The 23,180-nt window shown below is 64.5% G+C and carries 23 protein-coding genes; 12 read left to right on the forward strand and 11 right to left on the reverse strand.

Annotated elements, in window-relative coordinates; translation table 11 throughout:
• Window positions 1-216: 216 nt before the first annotated feature.
• The 7 genes from H7225_RS08130 to H7225_RS08160 are packed head-to-tail and all read left to right on the forward strand — an operon-like array spanning window position 217 to window position 6,173.
• Complete coding sequence (locus H7225_RS08130) at window positions 217-813, forward strand: YqiA/YcfP family alpha/beta fold hydrolase (RefSeq protein ID WP_290660642.1); 597 nt, start codon at window positions 217-219, stop codon at window positions 811-813.
• Window positions 814-859: 46 nt separating this feature from the next.
• Window positions 860-1,087, forward strand: a complete 228-nt coding sequence (locus H7225_RS08135) for an AbrB/MazE/SpoVT family DNA-binding domain-containing protein (protein ID WP_290660644.1) — start codon at window positions 860-862, stop codon at window positions 1,085-1,087.
• Window positions 1,084-1,506, forward strand: a complete 423-nt coding sequence (locus tag H7225_RS08140) for a type II toxin-antitoxin system VapC family toxin (RefSeq protein WP_290660646.1) — start codon at window positions 1,084-1,086, stop codon at window positions 1,504-1,506. The genes H7225_RS08135 and H7225_RS08140 overlap by 4 nt, the downstream gene beginning before the upstream one ends.
• Before the next feature lie 39 nt (window positions 1,507-1,545).
• The gene (locus H7225_RS08145; protein WP_290660648.1) at window positions 1,546-3,588 is read left to right on the forward strand and encodes an RNB domain-containing ribonuclease; all 2,043 of its coding nucleotides are present in this window, start codon (window positions 1,546-1,548) and stop codon (window positions 3,586-3,588) included.
• A gap of 19 nt (window positions 3,589-3,607) precedes the next feature.
• Complete coding sequence (locus H7225_RS08150) at window positions 3,608-4,504, forward strand: energy transducer TonB (protein ID WP_290660650.1); 897 nt, start codon at window positions 3,608-3,610, stop codon at window positions 4,502-4,504.
• Window positions 4,501-5,373 carry a shikimate dehydrogenase gene (gene aroE / locus H7225_RS08155; protein ID WP_290660652.1) on the forward strand — a complete coding sequence of 291 codons (873 nt, stop codon included), beginning with the start codon at window positions 4,501-4,503 and terminating at the stop codon, window positions 5,371-5,373. The genes H7225_RS08150 and aroE overlap by 4 nt, the downstream gene beginning before the upstream one ends.
• The gene (locus H7225_RS08160) at window positions 5,373-6,173 is read left to right on the forward strand and encodes a transglycosylase domain-containing protein (RefSeq protein ID WP_290660654.1); all 801 of its coding nucleotides are present in this window, start codon (window positions 5,373-5,375) and stop codon (window positions 6,171-6,173) included. Before aroE ends, H7225_RS08160 begins: the two co-directional genes overlap by 1 nt.
• Before the next feature lie 14 nt (window positions 6,174-6,187).
• On the opposite strand, the gene H7225_RS08165 is transcribed toward H7225_RS08160, so the two are convergent.
• The 5 genes from H7225_RS08165 to H7225_RS08185 all read right to left on the reverse strand — a co-directional run bounded on the left by H7225_RS08165 (window position 6,188) and on the right by H7225_RS08185 (window position 8,958).
• Entirely contained in the window at window positions 6,188-6,658 is a 471-nt protein-coding gene (locus tag H7225_RS08165) for a DoxX family protein (RefSeq protein WP_290660656.1), read from the reverse strand.
• A gap of 55 nt (window positions 6,659-6,713) precedes the next feature.
• Window positions 6,714-6,920 carry a zf-HC2 domain-containing protein gene (locus H7225_RS08170; RefSeq protein ID WP_290660658.1) on the reverse strand — a complete coding sequence of 69 codons (207 nt, stop codon included), beginning with the start codon at window positions 6,918-6,920 and terminating at the stop codon, window positions 6,714-6,716.
• Window positions 6,917-7,537 carry a sigma-70 family RNA polymerase sigma factor gene (locus H7225_RS08175; RefSeq protein WP_290660660.1) on the reverse strand — a complete coding sequence of 207 codons (621 nt, stop codon included), beginning with the start codon at window positions 7,535-7,537 and terminating at the stop codon, window positions 6,917-6,919. Before H7225_RS08175 ends, H7225_RS08170 begins: the two co-directional genes overlap by 4 nt.
• A gap of 63 nt (window positions 7,538-7,600) precedes the next feature.
• The gene (locus H7225_RS08180) at window positions 7,601-7,765 is read right to left on the reverse strand and encodes a rubredoxin (RefSeq protein WP_290660662.1); all 165 of its coding nucleotides are present in this window, start codon (window positions 7,763-7,765) and stop codon (window positions 7,601-7,603) included.
• A gap of 17 nt (window positions 7,766-7,782) precedes the next feature.
• A complete protein-coding gene (locus H7225_RS08185) occupies window positions 7,783-8,958 on the reverse strand; it encodes an alkane 1-monooxygenase (RefSeq protein WP_290660664.1) in 1,176 nt (391 codons plus the stop codon).
• Between the two features lie 190 nt (window positions 8,959-9,148).
• On the opposite strand from H7225_RS08185, the gene H7225_RS08190 reads away from it, so the two are divergent.
• On the forward strand, window positions 9,149-10,102 hold the full coding sequence (locus H7225_RS08190; protein ID WP_290660666.1) for an AraC family transcriptional regulator: 954 nt from the start codon (window positions 9,149-9,151) through the stop codon (window positions 10,100-10,102).
• Here H7225_RS08190 and H7225_RS08195 read toward each other — a convergent pair.
• Both H7225_RS08195 and H7225_RS08200 read right to left on the reverse strand, forming a co-directional pair.
• Complete coding sequence (locus tag H7225_RS08195; protein WP_290660668.1) at window positions 10,088-11,674, reverse strand: DEAD/DEAH box helicase; 1,587 nt, start codon at window positions 11,672-11,674, stop codon at window positions 10,088-10,090. The genes H7225_RS08190 and H7225_RS08195 overlap by 15 nt on opposite strands.
• 47 nt (window positions 11,675-11,721) lie before the next feature.
• Window positions 11,722-12,813, reverse strand: coding sequence for a phosphotransferase (locus H7225_RS08200; protein ID WP_290660670.1), 1,092 nt, complete (start codon window positions 12,811-12,813; stop codon window positions 11,722-11,724).
• 92 nt (window positions 12,814-12,905) lie between these two features.
• On the opposite strand from H7225_RS08200, the gene lptD reads away from it, so the two are divergent.
• From lptD to rsmA, 3 genes are read left to right on the forward strand one after another with little or no spacing between them, the layout of a single operon-like run.
• On the forward strand, window positions 12,906-15,386 hold the full coding sequence (gene lptD, locus H7225_RS08205; RefSeq protein ID WP_290660672.1) for an LPS assembly protein LptD: 2,481 nt from the start codon (window positions 12,906-12,908) through the stop codon (window positions 15,384-15,386).
• Window positions 15,379-16,806, forward strand: a complete 1,428-nt coding sequence (locus tag H7225_RS08210) for a peptidylprolyl isomerase (protein ID WP_290660674.1) — start codon at window positions 15,379-15,381, stop codon at window positions 16,804-16,806. The genes lptD and H7225_RS08210 overlap by 8 nt, the downstream gene beginning before the upstream one ends.
• Window positions 16,796-17,587: a 16S rRNA (adenine(1518)-N(6)/adenine(1519)-N(6))-dimethyltransferase RsmA gene (rsmA, locus tag H7225_RS08215; protein WP_290660676.1), complete on the forward strand. Its 792-nt coding sequence runs from the start codon at window positions 16,796-16,798 to the stop codon at window positions 17,585-17,587. Before H7225_RS08210 ends, rsmA begins: the two co-directional genes overlap by 11 nt.
• A 67-nt stretch (window positions 17,588-17,654) precedes the next feature.
• Here rsmA and H7225_RS08220 read toward each other — a convergent pair whose 3' ends face one another.
• The gene (locus H7225_RS08220) at window positions 17,655-18,158 is read right to left on the reverse strand and encodes a PEP-CTERM sorting domain-containing protein (protein WP_290660678.1); all 504 of its coding nucleotides are present in this window, start codon (window positions 18,156-18,158) and stop codon (window positions 17,655-17,657) included.
• Window positions 18,159-18,372: 214 nt separating this feature from the next.
• Here H7225_RS08220 and H7225_RS08225 point away from each other — a divergent pair, with 214 nt between their 5' ends.
• Entirely contained in the window at window positions 18,373-19,617 is a 1,245-nt protein-coding gene (locus tag H7225_RS08225; RefSeq protein ID WP_290660680.1) for a multifunctional CCA addition/repair protein, read from the forward strand.
• A 110-nt stretch (window positions 19,618-19,727) separates the two neighbouring features.
• On the opposite strand, the gene ftsZ is transcribed toward H7225_RS08225, so the two are convergent.
• The 3 genes from ftsZ to H7225_RS08240 form a co-directional block, all read right to left on the reverse strand.
• Window positions 19,728-20,975 (reverse strand): cell division protein FtsZ, encoded by a 1,248-nt coding sequence (gene ftsZ, locus H7225_RS08230; RefSeq protein ID WP_290660682.1) that lies wholly within the window; start codon window positions 20,973-20,975, stop codon window positions 19,728-19,730.
• Window positions 20,976-21,037: 62 nt separating this feature from the next.
• Window positions 21,038-22,267 (reverse strand): cell division protein FtsA, encoded by a 1,230-nt coding sequence (gene ftsA, locus H7225_RS08235; RefSeq protein ID WP_290660684.1) that lies wholly within the window; start codon window positions 22,265-22,267, stop codon window positions 21,038-21,040.
• Between the two features lie 20 nt (window positions 22,268-22,287).
• Window positions 22,288-23,180: cell division protein FtsQ/DivIB (locus H7225_RS08240; RefSeq protein WP_366481308.1), on the reverse strand; the 893-nt coding region annotated here is incomplete at its 5' end.

Raw genomic sequence — 23,180 nt, forward strand, 5'->3', positions numbered from 1 at the left:
GTAAATCCCTCATTCGCGGGGAAATGGATCGGCGCATGCTGGCTTACTCACCAAACAGGAGGCCCTATGCTGACCATTGCCCTGATGACGCTCGTCATGATCCCCATTTTTGTGCACCTGGCAGCGCGCGGCCTGCACAGCACCTCAGAACTCTCCATGCAACGGCACCAGTGACGCGCTGTGCCGTGCGGCCCGCAGGTGTCATAGTGCGGGTCAATGACCACCACCCACCTGCTCTACCTGCACGGCTTTCGCTCCTCGCCTGGCTCTGCCAAGGCGCAGCAGATGGCCGCCGCTGTTGAGGCCTTGAACGCGCAAGGCCGTACCGTCACGTGGGCCTGCCCGCAGCTGCCACCCTCCCCAGCGCAGGCCTGGGCCGACATCCAGGCGCAGGTGGCCGACTGGCCCCAGGACACCATGGCGGTGATGGGCTCCTCACTCGGCGGCTTCTACGCCACGGTGCTGGCGGAAAAAATCGGCTGCCCTGCGGTGCTCATCAACCCTGCCGTGGCCCCGGCGCGCGACCTGGCCCGCCACATCGGCGAGCTGAGCCACTTCCACGACCCGGACGCCAAGTTCTTCTTCCGCCCTGAGTTCATCGACGAATTCAAGGCGATCGCGCCTTACCCCATCACCCGCCCCGAGCGTTACTTCCCCATCATCGCCAAGGGTGACGAAGTGCTGGATTGGCGCGAAATGGCGGCGCACTACCCCGGCACGCCACTGACGCTGCTGGAAGGCGGCGACCACGCCCTGACTGATTTCGCCCCTCATCAGCCCGCCGTTTTACGGTTTTTGGGCCTCTTGTGGTGAGGCCCACCCATGTATATACTTAAAATATATACACTAGGGATCTCACATGACCACCACCCGTGTCTTTCGAAGCGGCAACTCACAGGCGGTTCGCATCCCGCTCGAATTTCAACTGAGTTGCGACGAGGTTGAGATCGAGCGCGTGGGCCCTGACCTGATTTTGCGCCCGGCATCCTCCAACCGCGTTGAACGGTTGATCGCATCCCTGCCCTTGTTCGAGCACTTTCCTGACCGCGCACAGCCCGCCCAGCCCGATGCGCGGGAGGATTTGTGACAACCCGCTTCCTGCTCGACACGAACATCTGCATTTACACCATCAAACAGATGCCCCCGGCCGTGATTGAGCAACTGCGCCAGCACGCGGCCGACACCCTGGCGGTCTCCAGCATCACGGCAGCAGAGCTGTATTTCGGCGTGGCCAAGAGCGGCTCCGCCCGCAACCGCTTGGCCTTGTCCCAGTTCCTGTCCGGCCTGCAGATCATGCCTTTTGACCAGCAAGCCGCAGAGGTTTACGGCGACGTGCGCGCCCACCTGGAACGCGCAGGCACACCGATTGGCCCCCTGGACACCCAGATCGCCGCCCATGCATTGGCCTTGGGCTTCACCATGGTCACCAACAACACCCGTGAGTTCGAGCGCGTGCCCGGCCTGAAAGTCGAAAACTGGGCTGTTCCGGGCGACACCAGGGCGTAGGACAATAGCGGCTGATTCCTTTGCCGAAAACCACATTTGATGTTTGCCCTTTTTGACGACGCCGGAAAATTCCAGGCTGGCCGTGTGATGTCCGAAGCCGACAGCTCGATGCAAATCGAACTTGATTCGGGCAAGCGCGTGAAGGCGAAATCCGCCAACGTGCTGATCAAATTCGCCAAGCCAAGCCCGTCCGAGGTGCTGGCCCAGGGCGCCGCCCAGGCCGGCGAGATTGACCTGGACCTGATCTGGGAAGTCGCCCCTGAAGAAGACTTTGGCTTCGAAGACCTGGCCAAGGAATATTTCAGCGACAAGGCCGACGCCATCCAGCAAGCGGCCATGCTGTTTCGCCTGTACGACGCGCCGCACTATTTCCACCGCCGTGGCAAGGGCCGCTTTCGCAAGGCGCCCGAGGACATCCTCAAGCAGGCCCTGGTCGCCATCGAGCGCAAGAAGCAAATCGCCGCGCAGATCGAATCGTGGACGCAAGAGCTGGTGGATGGCGCCTGCCCCGCCCCCATCCGCGAGCATCTCTACAAGATCCTGTTCAAGCCCGACAAGAACGGCGCCGAGTACAAGGCCGTGGTCGAGGCCTCCAAGCGCTCGCAGCGCGCGCCTTTGGATTTGCTGAAAGACGCCGGCGCCATCGACAGCCCCTACCAGTTCCACTGGCGGCGCATTTTGTTCGAGAACTTCCCCAAGGGCACGGGCTTTCCGGCGCTTGAAGCGCCACCCATCAAGGACGAGCTGCCCCTGGCCACCGTGCAGGCCTTCTCGATCGACGATTCAAGCACCACCGAGATCGACGATGCGCTGTCGGTGCAAGGCCTGGGCACGGGCACCGTCATTTACGGCATCCACATCGCCGCGCCTGGCCTGGCCATCGCGCCCGGCACCCCCGTGGACGTGGTGGCGCGCAACCGCATGTCGACCGTGTACATGCCCGGCCACAAGCTGACCATGCTGCCCGACGAGGTGGTGCAGCGCTACACCTTGCAAGCAGGCCGCAACTGCCCCGCCGTGTCGCTGTACGTGACTTATGACGAGGCCACCCTGGAAGTCAAGGGCAGCGAGACGCGCCTGGAGACCGTGCCCATTGCCGCCAACCTGCGCCACGACAAGCTCGATGGCATCGTCACCGAAGCCACTTTGAACGGCCAGGCTGAAGCCACTTACGCCTTCGCCCCCGAGCTGACCTTCGCCTTCCGCCTGGCCAAGCACCTCAAGGCCCAGCGCGAAGTGGTGCGCGGCAAACCCGAAAACTTCAACCGCCCCGACTACACCTTCAAACTCGAAGGCAAGGACGATGGCGTGGAACCCCTGGGCAGCGAACAGGTCATCATCGGCACGCGCCAACGTGGCTCACCGCTCGACCTGATCGTGGCCGAAGCCATGATTTTGGCCAACAGCACCTGGGGCGGCTGGCTGAACGACTTCGGCCTGCCCGGCATCTACCGCAGCCAGGCCAGCTTGCAACCTGGCATCAAGGTGCGGATGGGCACGCGGGCCTTGCCGCACGCGGGCATGGGCGTGGCGCAGTACACCTGGGCCACCTCGCCGCTGCGCCGTTATGTGGACTTGGTCAACCAGTGGCAAATCATTGCCGTGGCCAAGCATGGCCGCACCGCCGCCCTGGTCGCCCCCTTCAAGCCCAAGGATGCCGAGCTGTTCTCGATCATCTCGAACTTCGACACGGCCTACAGCACCTACAACGGCTTCCAGTCCAGCCTGGAGCGCTACTGGACCTTGCGCCACCTGGGCCAGCAAAACATCACCGAGCTGGACTGCGCCGTGATGATCAACGGCCTGGTCCGCGCCGACACCCTGCCCCTGGTCTTCAAGGCGATTGGCGCCGACAGCCTGCCGCGCAACACCCGCGTGCGCGTTCGCGTCACCGGGGTAGACGAGTTGACCCTGGACGTGCACGCCAGCGTCATCGGCCGCATCGATGAAACCGCCCCGGCGGACCAGGGTGATGCCGAAGGTGATGACGCCGACGAAGCGCTGGACAATGCCGGACCGCTGACGCTGGCCATCGACGTGACCGACGCCGATGCCCCAGCCCCCGCCAGCCCCGAGGCCTGAAGCAACCCGAAGAGCATCCATGCTGGAACGCCTGCGCACGGCCCTGAGCCACCTCACCCTGCTGCACAAAACGCTGATCGTCTCCGTGGCGGTCCATGCGGTGCTGTTCACCGTGCGCTTCGTCGACCCCGAAGGCTTCAACCGCGTCTTCAAAGACACGCCGCTGGAAGTGATTTTGGTCAACGCGGGCAGTGAGCAACGGCCCGACAAGGCCCAAGCGCTGGCCCAGCACAACCTGGTCGGTGGCGGCGAAGGCGAAGGCCGGGCCACCTCACCCTTGCCGCCCGCCTTTCAAACCGAAGTGGGCGAATCGCTGGACGAATCACAGCGCATCGTCGAGATGATGCAGGTCGAGCAGCAGCAACTGCTCACGCAGATCCAGAACGAGCTCTCAAGCCTGCCACCGCCGCAGCCACGCCAGAAGCTCGAAAGCGCCCAGAACCGCGCCGATGAAGATCGGCGCCGCCAGCTCACCGAGCTGCTGGCCGAGATCGACAAGCGCATCCGCGCCGAGAACTCGCGGCCCAAGAAGCGCTACCTCAGCCCGGCCACGCTGAAGTCGACCGATGCGATGTACTACAGCCACTTTCGCACCGTCATCGAGCGGGCCGGGACCGAGCATTTCCCCACCGGCAACAACGGCACGAAGCTGTACGGCGAGCTAGTGATGGAGGTCTGGATCGACCGCAAGGGCCAGGTGATCGAGGCGATCGTGACCCAAAGCTCGGGCAACAAGCAGCTCGACAAACGCGCGCAATCCATCGTCAAGAAGGCTGGGCCCTTTGGTGCCGTGCCGCTGGAAGTGAGCCAGGGCCGCGACCTGCTGCTGGTCTCGTCTCGATTCCGTTTCACGCGCGATGCCGCGCTGGAAGCCTCGACCCAGGCCGTGATGCCCAACGGAGAAAGCGCCCCATGACTGACCGCTATGCCGTCGCCGGCAACCCGGTGGCGCACAGCCGCTCGCCCGCCATCCATCAACAGTTTGCCCAGCAAACGGGCCAGGCGTTGGACTATGGGCGCTTGCTGTGCCCGCTGGATGCCTTCAAGGCCACGCTGCAAGCCTTTGCCGACGGTGGCGCGCGCGGCTGCAACATCACCGTGCCCTTCAAGTTCGAAGCCTTCGAGATGGCCACGCGCCGCACGCCACGCGCCGCGCTGGCCCAAGCCGCCAACACCCTGCGCTTTGATGCCCAGGCAGACGGCGGCTGGCTGGCCGACAACACCGATGGCGTCGGACTGGTGCGCGACATCACCGTCAACGCGGGCGTGGCCCTGAGCGGCCAGCGCGTGCTGCTGCTGGGCGCGGGCGGCGCCAGTGCGGGTGTTTTGGGCCCACTGATCGAGGCGCGCCCGGCCGAGATCGTCCTGGCCAACCGCAGCCTCGACAAAGCCCAGGCCCTGGTCGACCGACATGCCGACTGGGCGGCCGAACACGGCGTGCGCCTGACTGCCCGCGCGCTGGACAACGCGGGCCAAGCCTACGACGTCTTCATCAACGGCACGGCGGCGAGTTTGTCAGGCAGCGGCGTGCCCGTGGGCCCGGGCGTGCTGCGCCCCGGCACCCTGGCCCTGGACATGATGTACGGCCCGGCCGCTCAACCCTTTTTGCACTGGGCGCATGAGCACCACGCCGTGGCCCGCGATGGCCTGGGCATGCTGGTCGAACAAGCCGCCGAAAGCTTTGCCCTGTGGCGCGGCATCCGCCCTGACACGGCGCCGGTCCTGGCCGCCTTGCGGGCTCAGATCGACACGCCTTCACCCCTCCAAAACAAGAACCCTGTGTGATGCGCAACGTCTGGCGAATCGTGGTCCTGATCGCATTGGGCGTCATCGCCCTGCAGCTGTACTTCGTGGCACGCATCGCGCTGATGACCGTGGTCGATCCGCAGTCCACCACCTTCCAGCGCAGCGAAGTATTCAGGCTGGCGCGCGACAAGCACGAGGTGCTGTGGAGCCAGGAATGGCGCCCCTATGCCGACATCTCCGACAACCTCAAGCGCGCCGTGATCGCGTCTGAAGACGCCAACTTCGTGGACCACAGCGGCGTCGAATGGGATGCTCTGGAAAACGCATGGAAGCGCAACAACCAGGCGCAAGCCAAGGTGGACAAGGCCCGCGCGCAAGCCCAGGCCCGCTATGAACGCGCCGTGTCGCGGGCCCAATCACGTGGGCGCAAACCACCGGAGGCGCCAGCGCGCGCCCTCAGTGCCACGCCCAAGGTCATCGGCGGCTCGACCATCACCCAGCAACTGGCCAAGAACCTGTTCCTGAGCGGCGAGCGCAACTTTCTGCGCAAGGGCCAGGAGTTCATGATCACCTTCATGCTGGAAGGCCTGCTCAGCAAGGAGCGCATCCTGGGCATCTACCTCAACAACGTGGAATGGGGCGAGGGCATCTTTGGCGCGCAAGCGGCGGCACGCCACTACTTCCGGGTTGATGCCAGCCAGTTGAGTGCCACGCCCGCAGGCCGCCTGGCGGTGATGCTGCCCGCCCCCAAACGCTTCGAGAAGAACCCCAACTCCGCTTATGTGGCGGGCCGGGGCGCCACCATCGGCGCGCGCTTGCTCGGGGTCGAATTGCCCTGATCAGGCCTGCCTGCTCAGCGCTCGCGCAGTGACGGCAGCCAGCGCGGCATCACCCAAGCATCCAGGGCCAGCCGACCTGGCCCAAACAGCACCAATGCGAAGCTCAAAACGCCCCACAGCACGTGGTCCTTCAAACCCGCCGCGCTGATGTCGGGGTAACTGTAGGCTGCCACCGCGTTGAGGAAGAACACCCCCAAGGCCGCAGGGCGACTGAACAAGCCGACGGCCAACAGCACCGAGAAGACCAGCTCACCGCCGGTGCCCATCCAGGCGGCCAGTTCAGGGGGCAAGACCGGCACGTGGTACTCCTCGGCGAACAGGAACAAGGTCGAGTCCCAATCCTGCAGCTTGGTCAGGCCCGACTTGAAGAACACGTCCAGCAGGTACAGGCGCGCGGCCAGCAAAGCCAAAGCCTGCGCCCAAGGCTCGCCACGCCGGGCAAGGTGCACGGCAGGTTCAATCCAGCGTTCGATGAATGCGGTCATGGCAGGGCTCCTGAAAAATGTTGCTCATTCATGAGTCGCTGAAGCCGCCCGCTTCTTACACCCGGCCCGCGCCAGGCCCCTCGTCGTCATCCTGGCGCTGCGCAAAGGCTTGCATCGCCTGGCGCAAAAACCCCACCTGCTTGCGGAAATTGCGGCAGCCGACGCACATCCAGGTGTGAACCTCCAGCGCCGTGCGCTCACCGTTGTTCAGCGGGCGATCCTGTGACTTGGACATCAGGCGGGTGGCTCGATCGCAATTCATCGACGTCCCTTCTTCTTTGGCGCATCGCCAGCCTCGAACCAGCGCTGCCCCAGACACTCCTGCAAACGCAGGCGCGCCCGGTGCAGCATCACGAACAGATTGGCCGAGGTGATGCCCACGGTTTCGCAGATCTCATCGGTCTCAAAACCCATGAACTCGCGCATCATGAACACGCGTGACAACTGGGCGGGCACACCGTCCAGGCAAGCCTCGAAGATCAACCAGAACTGCTGTTGCTCCAGGCAGGCTTGTGGGTTGTCCCAGGCGGTGGGTCGGCTGTCTGACAACCAATGACCGCGCCGGTCAAACAAATCATTGGTCGCGTCTTCCTCGTTTTCCTTACACAGGCTGCTGGCATCCACCATGCGCTGCTTGTGGCGCAGCACGTCGGCCACCTTGTGCTTCAGGATGGCGAACACCCAAGTCTTGAGCGCGGCGCGGCCCGCGAAGCGCTGAGCCCCCACCAAGGCGCCGGCCAAGGCCTCTTGCACAGCGTCTTCGGCCAGGTGCACATCGCTCAGGTGCATCTGGGCGAACTTCACCATTTGCTGGCGCAGAGCGCTCAGGTAGCCCGAATCGAGCAGGTCGTCATTCGGGGCAGCGGCAGCGGTGCTCATGGACGGTGCAGGTCTTGAAGACCAGGAGGAGTGGGTGGCATCACCCCTCACTCTACAAGCAGATCAGGCGTCCAGCACCTCGAAGTCCACTTTGTCGCGCACGGCGCATGAAGGACAAGACCAGTCCTCGGGGATCAGCGACCAGGCTGTGCCGGGCGGAAAGCCCTGGTGGGGCTCACCTTTGGCCTCGTCATAGACATGGTCGCAATTGGGGCAGCGGTATTGCATGGACTCACCCCGACTCATCAAGCCCGCGCCTGCTGGCCAGTTGCCTGGTAGCGCGCCAGCAACTCGGCCCTTCTGGACGGCTGCAGATTGATCAAACTCATGTCGCCCTTGTAGTGGGCCAGCACGCGCTTGTTCATCAAGGCAAACCACAGCGGCGGGATGTAGGCCAGCACGATCATGCCGGCATAACCCGAGGGCAGTTGCGGACTGTTCTCGAAGTGCCGCAGCGACTGGTAGTGCCGCGTTGGGTTGGCGTGGTGGTCGGAGTGGCGCTGCAACTGGTACAGCAAAAGGTTGCTCACCACGTGGTTGCTGTTCCACGAATGCTCAGGCTCGCAGCGCACGAAGCGGCCATCCTGGCCTTTTTGGCGCAGCAGGCCGTAGTGCTCCAGGTAGTTCACCACCTCCAGCATCGAGAAGCCATAAACGGCCTGGATGATCAGGAAAGGCAGCACGGCCCAACCCAACACCGCGATCATCGCGCCGAAGAGCACCACCGACATCGACCACGATTGCAGATTCTCGTTCTGCAGGCTCCACACACCCTTGCCCAGGCGTTGCAGGCGTTCGGCTTCCAGGTGCCAGGCCGACCGGAAGCTGCCGATGATGGTGCGCGGCAGGAAGGCGTAGAAGGACTCGCCAAAGCGCGAACTGGCCGGGTCGTGCGGCGTGGCCACGTTCTTGTGGTGGCCACGGTTGTGCTCGACGAAGAAGTGGCCGTAGACGGTGGGCGCCAATGCGATGCGGGCCAGCCAACGGTCAAACTTCAGCTTCTTGTGCCCCAGCTCGTGCGCCGTGTTGATGCCGATGCCATTGACGATGCCCACGGTCAGGGCCAGGCCCGCCTGGTGGTACCAGGGCAGGTCGTGCGTCACGGCCAGCCAGCCCCCAAAAACCAGGACGGCCATCTGCAAGGGCACGAAGGCGTACAGAACCCAGCTGTAATAGGTGTCGGACTCCAGATCAGCCAGGGCCTCATTGGGTGGGTTGCTGGTGTCTTCGCCAAAAATCCAGTCCAAGGCCGGGATCGCGCCGTACAGGATGAGGAAGCCCACCCACAAGAGCCAGGTCTGATCAAACTTCCAGAAACCCAACAGGCCCACAGCGGCGACCAAGGTCACGGTCGGGCTGAGCAACCAAAGATAGCGCTTTGAATCGACCCAGCGGCTGGGTGCGGCAGCGGTTTGTTGCATTGAAAACTCCTTTGAACACTTGGCGCCAGTGTCTCGCGCGGCGGCATGGGCGTGAAGAGGCGTAAAGCCGGTTCACTTCATTGATCCGCCGCCCACACACTGGCGTTAACCCTGAGCCCTCACAACATTGGCAGATCGCGGCAATGATCCGGTGAATCACGCCTTGCAGACCATGGCATGCTCTCGCCCCATGGACCCTCTCAGTTTGATCCTGGACGACATGCATTTCAATGGTGTTGTGTTTGCCTACACCGAGATGACCGCGCCCTGGTCACTGCAACTGCACACGCCCGGCCTGGCGGCGTTTCACACCGTGGGCGCTGGCCAATGCTGGCTGATCCGCGACGGTGAAGAACCGGTGCTGATGCAAACCGGTGACCTGTTGGTGCTGCCCGCCGGCAGCGCGCACAAGGTGCAGGACAAGCCCCACACCATGGCGCAAACGCAAGACCTGTTGCCCTACCTGAGCACCTCGGATCTGGATGCCCTCAAACTTGGTGGTGGTGGCCCCGTGTGCCGATTGATCAGCGGCCATGCGCGCTTTGACATCGACATGGCCGCGCCCCTGATCGCCGCGCTGCCCCCGCTGATGCACCTGCACGGGCTGGGCGAGGCACCGCCGCTGTGGCTGGGCATCGGGCTGCAGTTCCTGGCGCAGGAAGTGTCGGCACGGCGGCCCGCACAGCAGGCCATCATCAACCGCCTGGGCGACATCCTCTTCATGGAATGCCTGCGGGACTACGTGGAATCGATCCCCGAGGATTCGGGCAACTGGTTGGCTGCCCTGAAAGACCGGGCCCTGTCAGTGGCCCTGGCCCAGATGCACCAGAACCCGCGCCACAACTGGACGGTGCCCGAGCTGGCGCAGCACGCTTGCCTGTCTCGATCCGCCTTTGCCGACCGCTTCAGCCAGGCCCTGGGCGAGCCGCCCTTGACTTACCTGACGCGCCACCGCATGCGGCTGGCCGCGCGGCAACTGGGCAACCACAGTGGGCTGTCGGTCAGCCGCGTGGCCGACCAGGTGGGCTATGCCTCAGAGGCCGCGTTCAGCCAGGCCTTCAAGCGCGAGTACGGCGTGTCGCCATCGGTGTGGCGACAGCAGCGTACTCAGCCTGCATCCAAGGAACCGTCAACGGCAAAGTGAGCCGGGGCCGCCCAACAAAGCCGCCACCTTGCGCTTGGGCTTGTTGATGAAGCGCGACACGCTGCCACCAGCACCGGTGCTGGTCGCAGCGTTCTTGTCTTCCCAGACAGGATCGGCGTCAGGCGCAGGCTCGTAGGGCTTGTTGAAGAAGGGATCGGCCGACTCGGCACGGCGATAGGCCGGGCGCACCGGGCGCGTCGGGCGACCTGCTTCGCGTGCAGGCTCGCGGTCGGCTTCCGGCGAAGGTGAAGATGCGACCACCGCGTTAGAACGTTCTTCGTAGCGCGACTCGCGCTGAGGACGGCGCTCACCTTCCAACTCGTAAGGCTCGACGTCGATCTTCTTCTTGATCAGCTTTTCGATGTCGGCCATCAGGCGAGCATCGGACGAGGTGACCAGGGACACGGCCAGACCGGAGGCGCCGGCACGGCCGGTGCGGCCGATGCGGTGCACGTAGTCTTCAGCGCCAAAGGGGATGTCGAAGTTGAACACGGCTGGCAGGGCGGCAATGTCCAGACCGCGCGCGGCCACGTCGGTGGCCACCAGCAGATCAACCTCGCCGGCCTTGAACGCTGCCAAGGCCTTCAGGCGCTCGTCTTGCGACTTGTCGCCGTGCAGGGCCGAGGTGCGCAGGCCATCGCGCTCGAACGAACGGGCGAGGCGCGACGCACCCAGCTTGGAGTTCACGAACACGATGCTTTGCGTGATGCCGCGTTCGCGCAGAATCTGGCGGATCACGGCGCGCTTGTCGTCGTCGGTGGTGCGGTAAAAGCGCTGCTCGACGTTGGTGGCGGTCTCGTTCGGGCGGGCCGTTTCCACCAGGATCGGGTCTTGCAAATAGCTTTGCGCCAGCTTCTTGATCTCGGGCGAGAAGGTGGCCGAAAACAACAGCGTCTGGCGCTGCTTGGGCAGGTAGCTCAGGATGCGCTGCAGGTCGGGCAAAAAGCCGATGTCGAGCATGCGGTCGGCTTCGTCCAGCACCACGTACTCAACCTGGCCGAGGTTGCAGTTCTTGGCCTCGATGTGGTCGAGCAGGCGGCCAGGGGTGGCGATCAGCACCTCGACGCCGGCTTTCAGCTCGAGCGTCTGCTCTTTCATGTTCATGCCGCCAAAAACCACGGCCACGCGCAGATTGGTCTGCTTGGCGTAGTTGGTGATGTTGGCCGCGACCTGGACGGCGAGTTCGCGCGTGGGGGCCAGCACGATGGCGCGCACCGGGTGGCGGGCGGGCGACATGCTTGGGTTCTCGTGCTTGAGCATCTTCTGCAGCAGCGGGATCGAGAACGCGGCGGTCTTGCCGGTGCCGGACTGAGCGGCGCCCATCTCGTCACGGCCTTCCAGCACCAGGGGGATGGCCTTGGCCTGGATGGGCGTCATGGACAAGTAACCCTGCGTCACGATGGCGCGCAGCAGTTTCGGGTCCAGGGGCAGCGTGTCGAACCGCAGTGGCTCTTCAGGCGCCACATCGGCGGGCAATGCACTGGGGATGGAGGCGGCCTCTGCGGAAACTGTCTCTGGGACGGTCGAGGGCGTGGGCGGCAACTCTGCCGCAGTAGGGGTGTTGTGATTCATCAAGTCGAACATTATCCCCTCTGCGCACCCCTTGCGCAAGCCAGTGCCTAGAAGGTGTAGCCCACCGTTCGTTGAATCCCCATCGTGCTGGCCTCGGCCGCCTCCAACAGCTTGGCCAGAGGCCCCAAACCTTGATAGCGAGTACACACTTTGTGCGCATGCGTCCAGACCCGGGGGATGTCGGCCAAATACCCCTGCTTACCATCGCGCAGGGCCAATCGGGCAAAGATGCCCAGCACTTTGAGGTGGCGCTGCAGGCCCATCCAGTCCAGATCGCGCCAGAAATCGCCGAAATCGGCCGGCACGGGCAGGCCTTGTTGGCGGGCCCGCTCCCAATAGCGCACGGCGTGGTCCAGTTGGGTTTCTTCGTCCCAGAACACATAGGCGTCGCGCAGCAAAGACACCAGGTCGTAGGTCAAAGGGCCGACCACGGCATCCTGAAAATCGATGACGCCAGGGCGGGCCTGGGTGTCATCGACGTTCACCATCAGGTTGCGGCTGTGGTAATCGCGGTGGACCAGCACAGTGGCTTGCCCCAGCACCTGCGCCTTGATCAGGCCGAACGTTTTGGCCAGCATGGCCTGCTGCTCGGCATCTGGGGTCTGGCCGCGCAGTTGGGTCAGGTACCAGTTGGGGAACAGGTCCAACTCGCGTTGCAGCACGGCATCGTCGTAAAGTGGGATGTGGGCGGGGGGCGCCACGGCCTGCAGCCGCAGCAGTTCATTCAGGGCCGCCACATAGCGGGCCCGGCTGTCGGCGGTTTCGAGGTTGCCCACTTCCACCCCGGCGTTCAGGGTCGAGAGCAGAGTGTGCTCGCCCAAGTCGGTCAGCAGCATGAAGCCTTGTGCTTCGTCCCAGGCCAGCACCTCGGGCACGTTCACGCCCCCGGCGTGCAGCAGCCGCGCGATCGACACGAAGGGGCGGCAGTCCTCCTTGGCGGGCGGCGCGTCCATGACGATGAAGGACGCCGAAGCGCCCTGCGCATCGACCCGGAAATAGCGGCGGAAACTGGCATCGGCGCTGGCCGACCGCAGCGTGTCAGGCAGCAGGCCGTGGGCGGGTGCCAGGCCGTTCAACCATTGGTGAAACGCCGCTTGGCGATCGGCTTCAAGCCAGGCAATGGAATCAAAAGCAGGCATGGGTGTGGACGCGTGAAATAATCGCCCGATTGTAGGCAAGGCCGCTGCCCAAGCGGTGCCCCTTCCATCCAGGACAGCGCCCGCCCCACACCGTGACCCGATCCACCGCCCGCCCCCTGTCCGCCCGCTGGACGCCGATTGCCCTGGCCGCTGCCCTGGTGGCGGCCCCGCTGGGTTTCTCAACCACTGCGCATGCACAGGCTGCGGCGGCGAATGCCGACCCGTTGCGCTTCTCGTTCAACCTGGATGTGCCCATCGCGGGCCAGGAGAACCCCGCCCTGCCCCTGTTTTTCGAGGCCGACCACCTCGAAGGCCAGCCCGATGACCGCCTGCGGGCCACCGGGTCGGTGCGGCTCAAGCAAGGCGCCCTGATCGTGCTGGCCGACGAAGTCATCCACACCTATGCCGACAACACCGCCAAGGCGTTGGGCAACGTGCGCATCACGCGGCGCGGCGACTTCTACAGCGGGCCCGAGCTCACGCTCAAGTTGGACACCCTGGAAGGCGAGTTCGTCAACCCCAACTACCGCTTCGCCCGCACCAACGCTGGCGGGCACGCCGACCTGGTCGAGTTCCTGGGCAACAACCGCCTGCGCGCCACCAACGCCACCTACAGCAGCTGCACCCCCGAAAACACAGCCGATGGCAGCCCCGGCGAACCCGATTGGGTGCTCAGCACCCGCAAGGTGACCATGGACATCGACGCGAATGAAGGCCGCGCCGAAGGGGCCGTCATCCGCTTCCTGGGCGTGCCCATCCTGGGCGCACCGGTGCTGACCTTTCCGCTGTCGGATGCGCGCAAATCGGGCTGGCTGCCGCCCAGTTTCGACATCGACAACAAGAGCGGTTTCGAGCTGGCCGAGCCCTACTACTGGAACATCGCGCCCAACCAGGACGCCACCCTCACGCCCACCCTGTCCACCCGGCGCGGTGCTGGGCTGGACACTGAGTACCGCTACCTGCTCGGCCGCGACTCGGGCACCCTGCACGCCTACATGCTGCCCCATGACGATGTGGAAGGCCGTTCGCGCGGCTTGATCGACTTCAAGCACCAGGGCGACCTGAATTCGGGCGGCGACCCGACGGTGACCAACTACGAGCTGCGCTGGCGCCGGGTCTCTGACGACAATTACTGGAAAGACTTCCCGCGCAACCTGCCCTCGCTGACGCCGCGCCTGTACGACAGCCACGCCAGCATCGAACGCCAGCTCAACACGCGCAACTGGGGCCTGGGCAACAGCCAGACCTCGCTGTACGCCAATGTGCAGACCTGGCAGACGCTGCGCGACCTGTCGCCCACGGCCGATGCTGACACCCAGGTGATCTCGCCCTACCGGCGCGAGCCCCAACTGGGCGTGCACAGCCGCAGCACCTCCGAGAACGGCTGGGCCTGGAGCATGACCGGCGAGTTCAACCGCTTCACCAACGAAGACACCACCCGCATCAGTGGCGACCGCGTGCACGCCATCGCCAGGCTGGAGCGCCCGATGGGCGACAGCGGCATCGCCATCACGCCCCGACTCACGCTGCACGCGGTCAGCTATTCGCTGGACCGCACACTCACCACCGGCCAGAAAGAAGCCTCCCGCTTCATCCCCACCTTCAGCGTGGACAGCAGCGCCACCCTGGAGCGCCAGGCAAACTATTTCGGGCAAGACCTGATCCAGACCCTGGAGCCCCGTGTCGAGTATGTCTACACGCCCTACCGCAACCAGTCGGACCTGCCCCTGTTCGACAGCGCGCCGCGCGACTTCAACCAATACTCCAGCTTCGACGAAAATGCCTTCACCGGCGTCGATCGGATCTCGGATGCCAACAAGGTCAACCTGGGCGTGACCACGCGCCTGCTGAACCCGCTGACCGGCGCCGAAGCGATGCGCCTGGGCCTGGTGCAAGGTGTGCTGTTCTCTACCCAGCGCATCACACCCAACGACGAAGCCCCGATCCGACAAAAGCTGTCAGACCTGCTGGTGCTGGGCTCCACCACCGTGGCCCCCCACTGGACTTTGAATGGCACCGCACAGTTCAGCCCGCAAGGCCACCGCAACGAACGCTCGGTGATCGGCGTGCGTTACTCGCCTGGCGCCTGGCGCACCATCAGCGCCGACTACCGCTACACCCGCGACAGCAGCGAGCAGCTCGCCGTGGGCTGGCAATGGCCCATCTTTGGCAAGAAGCCACCGATGAACGACATGGCCAAGCAGGCCGTTGCCGAAACCACCGCCATGAACTTCGACAAGCCCACCTCTGGCGGATCAAGTTGCAAAGGCACCTGGTACAGCGTGGGCCGCCTCAACTACAGCCTGCGCGACAGCCGCTTCGCCGACACCCTGTATGGTTTCGAGTACGACGCTGGCTGCTGGATCGGCCGGATCGTGGCCGAACGCCTGTCGGTGGGCCGCGACCAAGCCAGCACCCGTTTCATGTTCCAACTCGAATTGGTCGGCCTGTCTCGCCTGGGTTCCAGCCCCCTGCGCGCCTTGAAGGACAATATCCCTGGCTACCGGCTGCTGCGCGATGACAACAGCGTGCTGACGGCCCCGAGCACCTTGCCCAACTTCTCTGATGACTGACCACTCCACGCTCCCCACCCACACCGCGCCCTGCCCGCCCCGTAGCCACCGGCTTGTCCCAGGGCTGTGCCTGATCCTGGCCCTGCTGATGGCGGGCCCCGAAACCCAGGCCCAGGGGCTCAAGCGCTCTGACGCGCCCTCGGTGTCGCCCCGCATTTCGGGCAACCGCGGCCTGAGCACCGAGCTCAAGCTGGCCGGCGTGCAAAGCACCGCCGACTACATCGTGGCCGTGGTCAACCAGGAGCCCATCACCCACATGGAGGTGGAAAAGCGCGTCAGCCGCGTCCTGGAATCGACACCGGCTGGCTCTCCCCTGCCCACGGGCGAAGCCTTGCGCCAGCAGGTGCTGGACGCGCTCATCAACGAGAAGGTGCAGCTGTCGTTCGCCAAAACATCCGGCATGGACGTGCCCGAAGCCGAGCTGGACGCGGCGATCGAGAACATCGCCACGCAAAACAAGATCACCGTGGCGGAGTTGCGCGAGCGCATGCGCTCCGACGGCCTGGACTACCAGCGCTACCGCGACAGCCTTCGCGAGCAGATCCTGCTAGAGCGGGTGCGTCAACGCGAAGTCAACGCGCGCATTCAGGTCAGCGATGCCGATGTGGCCGAGTTTTACGCCAAGGGCGCCGACGGCCTGGGCGAGACCTCCTACAACATCGCCCACCTGTTGATTGCCGTGCCCGAGCGCAGCAGCCCGGCCCAGGTTCAATCCCTGCAAGCCAAGGCACTGGAGCTGCAACAGCGGGCCAGCCGGGGCGAGAACTTCGCACAACTGGTCAAGGCCAACTCGGCCGACACCAACACCCGAGACCAAGGCGGCACCGTGGGCATGCGCCCGGCCAGTCGCCTGCCCGACTTGTTTGTTGATGCGGTCAAAACCCTGGCCGTGGGCAAGGTGGGGCCCCTGGTCCGCTCGGGCGCCGGTTTCCACGTGGTCAAGCTGATCGAGCGCGAGAACTCGGGCAAGGCCACCTACACCCAGCAACGGGCCCGCCACATCCTGATCCGCACCACACCGCAACTGGACGCCAGGGCGGCCGTTCGCCGGATGGACGACATCCGCAAGCAGATCGTGGGCGGCCAGGCCAGCTTCGCGCAGCTGGCCCGCCAATACTCTGAAGACGGCAGCGCCATGCGAGGTGGCGACCTGGGTTGGACGGCCCCTGGCCAGTTCGTGCCCGAGTTCGAAAAAGCCCTGCTGGCCCTGCAGCCCGGCCAGGTCTCCGAACCCGTGGTGACCCGTTTCGGCGTTCACCTGATCCAGCTGATCGAGCGCAAGGAAGTCGAGTTGAGCGATCAACAAAGGAAAGAAGCGGCCCGCAGCGTGCTGCGCGAGCAGCAATTCGAAGCCACCTACGAAGAGTGGGCCAAGGAACTGCGCGCTGCCGCCTACGTGGAGTTGCGCGATGCACCCTGAGCGCAAAAGCAGCCACAAGGGCCATTTCGCCCGCAAGCGTTTCGGCCAGCACTTCCTGGCCGATGTCGGCGTGATCGAAGACATCGTGCGCGCCATCAAGCCCAAGCCCGGCCAGGCGCTGGTTGAAATCGGCCCCGGCCTGGGGGCGATGACCGACCCCGTGGTCGCCGAGTGCGAGCACCTCACCGTGATCGAGTTGGACCGGGACCTGGTGCAACGCCTGCGCCAACGCCCCGAGCTGACCGTCATCGAGTCCGACGTGCTCAAGGTTGATTTTGGCGCGGTGGCGCAAGAACACGCGCCCAAAAAATTGCGCGTGATCGGCAACCTGCCCTACAACATCTCCACGCCCATCCTGTTTCACCTGCTGCCCTGGGCCGACCACATCGAAGACCAGCACTTCATGCTGCAAAAAGAAGTGGTGGACCGCATGGTGGCCGGGCCGGGCGGCAAAGACTACGGGCGCCTGAGCGTGATGCTGCAGTGGCGCTATCACATGGAGTCGGTGGTGGACGTGCCCCCCACGGCGTTCGACCCACCCCCCAGGGTGAACTCGGCCGTGGTGCGCATGGTGCCCTTGCCAGCCACCGAAGGCATCAATCAGAAGCTGCTGGGCGAGATCGTGACGGTGGCGTTTTCTCAGCGGCGCAAATTGCTGCGCCACACGCTGGGCGCCTGGCTCACCGCGCGCGGCGTGGACGTCGAGTTCAACGCGACCCGACGCGCCGAAGAAGTGCCCGTGGCAGAGTACCTGGCGCTGGCAAAACACTGCCAGCCCTAAAACGACCGAAGCCGCCGTGCCTCAAGGCAGGTCGGCGGCTTTTTTCAAGGCCAATCACCGAGGCCGCTCAGCCGTTGTTGTCGCTGTTGCGACGACGGCGCATCAAGGTGCCCACCGCACCCAGACCGGCCAGCGCCAACACATAGCTTTCAGGTTCTGGCACCGCTGTGGGCGTGATCGTTCCAGTGCCTGACATGACCAGGGTGTAGGGCGCACTGGGCGCGCCGAACAAGCTGATCAGGTAGCTGCCCGACAATCCGGCAAACGAATACGTGGTGACGCCAGGCACCCCGGACGTGATGGGGCTGATCGGCGAATAGCTGGTCGTGAACAAACTCAACATCGGCGAACCGACCACGGTGAACGCATAGTTGCCCGACGAAAAATCGTAGGCGAGCAGGTCAATGCCGAACGGAGTGGGCGTGACGTCCAAGGTGCCGACCACCACCTCCACGGCCTGCGATGACACGCTGGCGGTGGCCAAAGCCAGCCCTGTGGCCACGATGGCTGCAACGCGTTTGCTGCTTTTAAAGGCCGCGCCAGTCAGGATGCCCAGTGAAGTCATTTGCATGATGAATTCCTTCGAAAAACGAGAAACCAATAAAAAGTATTAACCCAAACGCATGAAGCGTGCCAAGCCAAAACCGGCATTCAGCCCCCCAAAAACGGCCCCAAGCGCACTTCAATGGGACACACCCCCCTCAAAACAGGGGGGCAAATTGCACCACGATGCGCTGAAGCACCCCTTCCAGAAAAGTGCACGCCCACGCCGATACACTGCGGCCATGAAACGTTTTTTAGTGGGTGGTGCCGTTCGCGACCGACTCCTGGGCCGACCCGCCGGTGACCGGGACTGGGTGCTGGTGGGCGCGTCGCCCGATGAATTGACCGGTCTGGGGTACACCCCGGTGGGCCGCGATTTCCCGGTATTTCTGCATCCTGAAACGAAGGAAGAATGCGCGCTGGCTCGCACCGAGCGCAAAACCGCGCCCGGTTACCGGGGCTTTGTGGTGCACGCCGCGCCCGACGTGACCCTGGAAGAAGACCTGGCCCGTCGCGACCTGACCATCAACGCCATCGCCGAGGACGAGTCCGGGCAACTGACTGATCCCCATGGCGGCCAGCACGATTTGGCCGCGAAGGTGCTGCGCCACGTCTCGCCGGCCTTCTCGGAAGACCCGGTGCGCATTCTGCGTCTGGCCCGCTTCGCGGCCCGCTTTGACGACTTCACCGTGGCGCCCGAAACCCTGGCCCTGATGCAAGGCATGGTCAAGCAAGGCGAAGTGGACCACTTGGTGCCCGAGCGCGTCTGGCAGGAACTGTCACGCGGGCTAATGGAAAACATGCCTTCACGCATGTTCGAGGTGCTGCGTGAATGCGGGGCCCTGGCCCGGCTGCTGCCCGAGGTCGAACGCCTTTGGGGCGTGCCGCAACGCGCCGATTACCACCCTGAGGTCGACACTGGCGTGCACCTGATGATGGTGCTGGACATGAGCGCCCGCTTGAAGGCCGACCTGGCCGTGCGTTACGCCTGCCTGTGCCACGACCTGGGCAAGGGCACCACGCCCGAGCACATCTTGCCCCGGCACCTGGGCCACGAAGAGCGCAGCGCCAAGCTGCTCAAGGGCGTGAGTGAACGCCTGCGCGCGCCGGTCGAGTGCCGGGAACTGGCCGATGTGGTGGCCCGCGAGCACGGCAACATCCACCGCAGCGGGGATTTGAAAGCGGCCCCCACCTTGCGGCTGCTGGAACGCTGCGATGCCATCCGCAAGCCGGGGCGTTTCAAGCAGGTGCTGCTGGCCTGCGAATGCGATGCGCGTGGCCGATTGGGCATGGACGAACAGCCCTACCCCCAGGCCGCGCAACTGCAGGCGGCACTGGACATCGCATTGGGCGTGGACACCGCCAAGGTCGCGTCTAAATGCATGGAGACAGGCAAGCAGGGACCGGCCATTGGCAAGGCGATCCAGGATGCGCGCGTCACGGCCATCGAGATCGCGTGGGCGAAATCTCGGTCGGCAGAAATTTGAATCAATGCGCCATGGACTCAAGGCGCCCTGACCATTCGCAGGGCGCCTTGGAGTTCACTGGACTTCGGTACGACTGACGATCGGTCTAACTTAGCGTTTAGATTTCGAGATCAGTCCGCCTGCTTGCGCAGGAAAGCGGGGATCTCGATCTCGTCCATGCCATTGCTGGCCAGGGCATCCACCTTAGCAGCCGCTTGCGTGCGGCCCGAGCGCCACACGCTGGGCGTGTTCAAGCCGCTGAAGTCGTTGTGGCTTGACGTGGCGCCCATGCCCAGCCCGAGGGACGAGCCGCCGTGCACCTGGTGGTTCAACACCGGCAGGTTGTCCGTGCCCGTGCGGGCAAAGACTTGGCCATGCGCTTGCGCGGCACTGTGCACCACCGACATCGGTGCTTGCACACGGCGGCCAGCGCTCAGGCCCGTGGCGACCACGGTCACGCGCAGTTGGTCGCCCAGGCTTTCGTCGTAGGCGGTGCCGTAGATGACATGGGCCTCTTCCGCGGCATAGCGGCGGATGGTGTTCATGGCATTGCGCGATTCGCTCAGCTTGAAGTTGCTTTTGCCGGCGGCAATCAGCACTAGCACGCCACGCGCGCCCGACAGGTCGATGCCTTCCAGCAGTGGGCAAGCCACGGCCGATTCGGCTGCCTTGGTGGCGCGGTCCGGGCCCGACGCGGTGGCCGTGCCCATCATGGCCTTGCCAGGCTCGCTCATCACGGTCTTGACGTCTTCAAAGTCGACGTTGACCAGGCCCGGGATGTGGATGATGTCGCTGATGCCGCCGACGGCGTTCTTCAGCACATCGTTGGCTTGCTTGAAGGCTTCTTCTTGAGTGATGTCATCACCCAAAACTTCCAGCAGCTTCTCGTTCAAGACCACGATCAGCGAGTCGACGTTGGCTTCCAGCTCGGCCAGGCCCGCGTCGGCCTGCTTCATGCGGCGGCCGCCTTCGAACTCGAACGGCTTGGTCACCACACCGACGGTGAGGATGCCCATTTCTTTGGCCACGCGCGCGATCACCGGCGCGGCGCCCGTGCCCGTGCCGCCACCCATGCCGGCGGTGATGAAGACCATGTGCGCGCCGTCCAGCGCCGCCTTGATCTGCTCAACCGCTTCTTCAGCCGCGATGCGACCGGCTTCGGGCTTGGAGCCTGCGCCCAAGCCACTGCTGCCCAGTTGCATCTGCATGTCCGCGCTGGAGCGGTTCAATGCCTGTGCATCCGTGTTGGCGCAGATGAACTGCACACCCTGCACACCCTGGGCGATCATGTGGTCGACCGCGTTGCCGCCGCCGCCGCCCACCCCGATCACCTTGATCTGGGTTCCCAGGTCGAAGTTTTCAATCATCTCGATTGCCATGTCGTACCCCTTTTAATTCAAGCAGTTGCCAGTGAATAAGTAAGTCGAGCCAGTGAAGCTCTTCAAAAATTACCAATGAACCAATCGCGGACGCGTCCGAACCAGGTCTGAACCGACCCGGCCTTCTGCGCCGCCTTCATCCCGCGCGTTCGCGCGAGTCTTGCCTCTTCGAGCAAGCCCATGACGGTGGCCGAGCGCGGGCTGGCCACCATGTCGTGCAGTGCACCCGAGTACAAGGGGATGCCCTTGCGCACGGGTTTCAAAAAGATGTCTTCGGCCAGCTCGACCATGCCCGGCATGACTGCCGAGCCGCCGGTGATCACGATGCCCGATGACAACAATTCTTCGTATCCAGACTCGCGGATCACCTGGTGGACCAGCGAGAAAATCTCCTCAACCCGCGGCTCGATCACGCCGGCCAAAGCCTGGCGCGAGAGCATGCGCGGGGCACGGTCGCCCAGGCCGGGCACCTCAACCTGATCGTTGGGGTCGGCCAGCATTTGCTTGGCCACACCATGTTCCACCTTGATGTCTTCAGCGTCCTTGGTGGGCGTGCGCAGGGCCATCGCGATGTCGCTGGTGATCAGGTCGCCAGCGATGGGGATGACGGCCGTGTGGCGCACCGAGCCATCGGTGAAGATGGACACGTCGGTGGTGCCAGCGCCGATGTCGATCAGGGCCACGCCCAGTGATTTCTCGTCCTCGGTCAGCACGGCAGCGCTCGATGCGCTGGGGTTGAGCACCAGTTGCTCGGCTTCCAGGCCGCAGCGGCGCACGCACTTGACGATGTTCTCCGCGGCGCTTTGGGCACCGGTCACGATGTGAACCTTGACCTCCAGACGGCCACCGCTCATGCCGATGGGCTCTTTCACCTCGTGGCCGTCGATGATGAACTCTTGCGGCTCGACCAGCAGCAGGCGCTGATCATTCGGGATGTTGATGGCCTTGGCGGTTTCGACCACGCGCTGCACGTCAATCGGCGCCACTTCCTTGTCGCGCACGATGACCATGCCGGTGCTGTTTTGACCCCGGATGTGGCTGCCGGTGATGCCGGTCCACACGCGGCTGATCTTGCAGTCGGCCATCAGCTCGGCCTCTTTCAAGGCCTGCTGGATGGACTGCACCGTGGCGTCGATGTTGACGACCACGCCGCGTTTGAGGCCATGACTGGGCGCCACGCCCAGACCGGCCAGGCGCAGCTCGCCACCGGGCATGACCTCGGCCACCACCGCCATCACTTTGGCGGTGCCGATGTCGAGTCCGACAACCAGATCCTTGTATTCCTTGGGCATGGTGTGTGTGCTGTGTTCGGTTAACGTTGTGGTGGTTGCTGCTGACGTTGGCGGGCGGCCCAGGCCGCGTTTTGTGCCGCGAGCTTGGCCTTGAGCGCCGCCTTACTGGCCGCCTCTTGCAAAGTGGACACGCCGCGCAGCTTGACGGCGTAGCCTTCGGGATAGCGGAGGTCGGCCTGCACCAGCGGCGCGGGGTATTGGCGGTGCAGTTCGGGCACAGTGCGCACGAAGCGTTGCAGGCGATCGGCCACTTCGTCGATGGTGCCGCGACCCAGTTCAATGTCGGCGCCGCTGTCCAGCGCCAAGCTCCACGAGCCGCGATCGGTCAGGCGCAGGGTGTCGATCTCGGCCTGCAGGGGCGCGACCAACGGCTGCAGACGGTGCAGCATGTCCAGCATCACTCTAGCCTGGTCGGGCGAAGGGTGGGCCGGCGCGGCCAGAGTGGGCAGCGGCTCGTCCTCCACGTCGCCCAGGTTGGCATCGAAGACTTCGCCGAAGGTGTTGACCAACTGGTCGTCACGGTCTTCATGGCGCCAGTAGGCGGCGGGACGGTGCTCTTCCAGAGTGATGCGCAGCTGGTCGGGCCATACGCGGCGCACGACGGCACGGCGCACCCATGGCACGGCTTCGAAAGCGTGGCGGGCCTTGAAAAGATCCTGGTTGAAGAACCCACCGCTCAAGCGCGGCAAGGCGTTGGCACGCATGGTGGCCAGATTGTTGCGTTGCAGCTCGCCGTCAATCTGCAGGTGTTGGATGTTGAAGAATGGCAGGCGCGACAGCTTGACCAGGCCGCAGGCCAACACCGCGGCCAGCGCCAACCCTGCCAGCGCGGCAGACGCGGCATTCATCCAGCGGATGTCTTGCGGCATCTCGCTGGCATGGGGGTTGAGGGCGGCGTTGGCCAACATGGTCA

It is taken from the genome of Aquabacterium sp., assembly GCF_014378415.1.
In the GTDB taxonomy this organism is placed as follows: Bacteria; Pseudomonadota; Gammaproteobacteria; order Burkholderiales; family Burkholderiaceae_C; genus Aquabacterium.

Excerpts from the sequence above, each read along its gene's own strand:
- H7225_RS08130 (WP_290660642.1), top strand. The coding sequence starts at position 217 with ATGACCACCACCCACCTGCTCTACCTGCACGGCTTTCGCTCCTCGCCT.
- H7225_RS08135 (WP_290660644.1), top strand. The coding sequence starts at position 860 with ATGACCACCACCCGTGTCTTTCGAAGCGGCAACTCACAGGCGGTTCGC.
- H7225_RS08145 (WP_290660648.1), top strand. The coding sequence starts at position 1,546 with ATGTTTGCCCTTTTTGACGACGCCGGAAAATTCCAGGCTGGCCGTGTG.
- H7225_RS08150 (WP_290660650.1), top strand. The coding sequence starts at position 3,608 with ATGCTGGAACGCCTGCGCACGGCCCTGAGCCACCTCACCCTGCTGCAC.
- aroE (WP_290660652.1), top strand. The coding sequence starts at position 4,501 with ATGACTGACCGCTATGCCGTCGCCGGCAACCCGGTGGCGCACAGCCGC.
- H7225_RS08160 (WP_290660654.1), top strand. The coding sequence starts at position 5,373 with ATGCGCAACGTCTGGCGAATCGTGGTCCTGATCGCATTGGGCGTCATC.
- H7225_RS08165 (WP_290660656.1), bottom strand. The coding sequence starts at position 6,658 with ATGACCGCATTCATCGAACGCTGGATTGAACCTGCCGTGCACCTTGCC.
- H7225_RS08170 (WP_290660658.1), bottom strand. The coding sequence starts at position 6,920 with ATGAATTGCGATCGAGCCACCCGCCTGATGTCCAAGTCACAGGATCGC.
- H7225_RS08175 (WP_290660660.1), bottom strand. The coding sequence starts at position 7,537 with ATGAGCACCGCTGCCGCTGCCCCGAATGACGACCTGCTCGATTCGGGC.
- H7225_RS08180 (WP_290660662.1), bottom strand. The coding sequence starts at position 7,765 with ATGCAATACCGCTGCCCCAATTGCGACCATGTCTATGACGAGGCCAAA.
- H7225_RS08185 (WP_290660664.1), bottom strand. The coding sequence starts at position 8,958 with ATGCAACAAACCGCTGCCGCACCCAGCCGCTGGGTCGATTCAAAGCGC.
- H7225_RS08190 (WP_290660666.1), top strand. The coding sequence starts at position 9,149 with ATGGACCCTCTCAGTTTGATCCTGGACGACATGCATTTCAATGGTGTT.
- H7225_RS08195 (WP_290660668.1), bottom strand. The coding sequence starts at position 11,674 with ATGAATCACAACACCCCTACTGCGGCAGAGTTGCCGCCCACGCCCTCG.
- H7225_RS08200 (WP_290660670.1), bottom strand. The coding sequence starts at position 12,813 with ATGCCTGCTTTTGATTCCATTGCCTGGCTTGAAGCCGATCGCCAAGCG.
- H7225_RS08210 (WP_290660674.1), top strand. The coding sequence starts at position 15,379 with ATGACTGACCACTCCACGCTCCCCACCCACACCGCGCCCTGCCCGCCC.
- rsmA (WP_290660676.1), top strand. The coding sequence starts at position 16,796 with ATGCACCCTGAGCGCAAAAGCAGCCACAAGGGCCATTTCGCCCGCAAG.
- H7225_RS08220 (WP_290660678.1), bottom strand. The coding sequence starts at position 18,158 with ATGCAAATGACTTCACTGGGCATCCTGACTGGCGCGGCCTTTAAAAGC.
- H7225_RS08225 (WP_290660680.1), top strand. The coding sequence starts at position 18,373 with ATGAAACGTTTTTTAGTGGGTGGTGCCGTTCGCGACCGACTCCTGGGC.
- ftsZ (WP_290660682.1), bottom strand. The coding sequence starts at position 20,975 with ATGGCAATCGAGATGATTGAAAACTTCGACCTGGGAACCCAGATCAAG.
- ftsA (WP_290660684.1), bottom strand. The coding sequence starts at position 22,267 with ATGCCCAAGGAATACAAGGATCTGGTTGTCGGACTCGACATCGGCACC.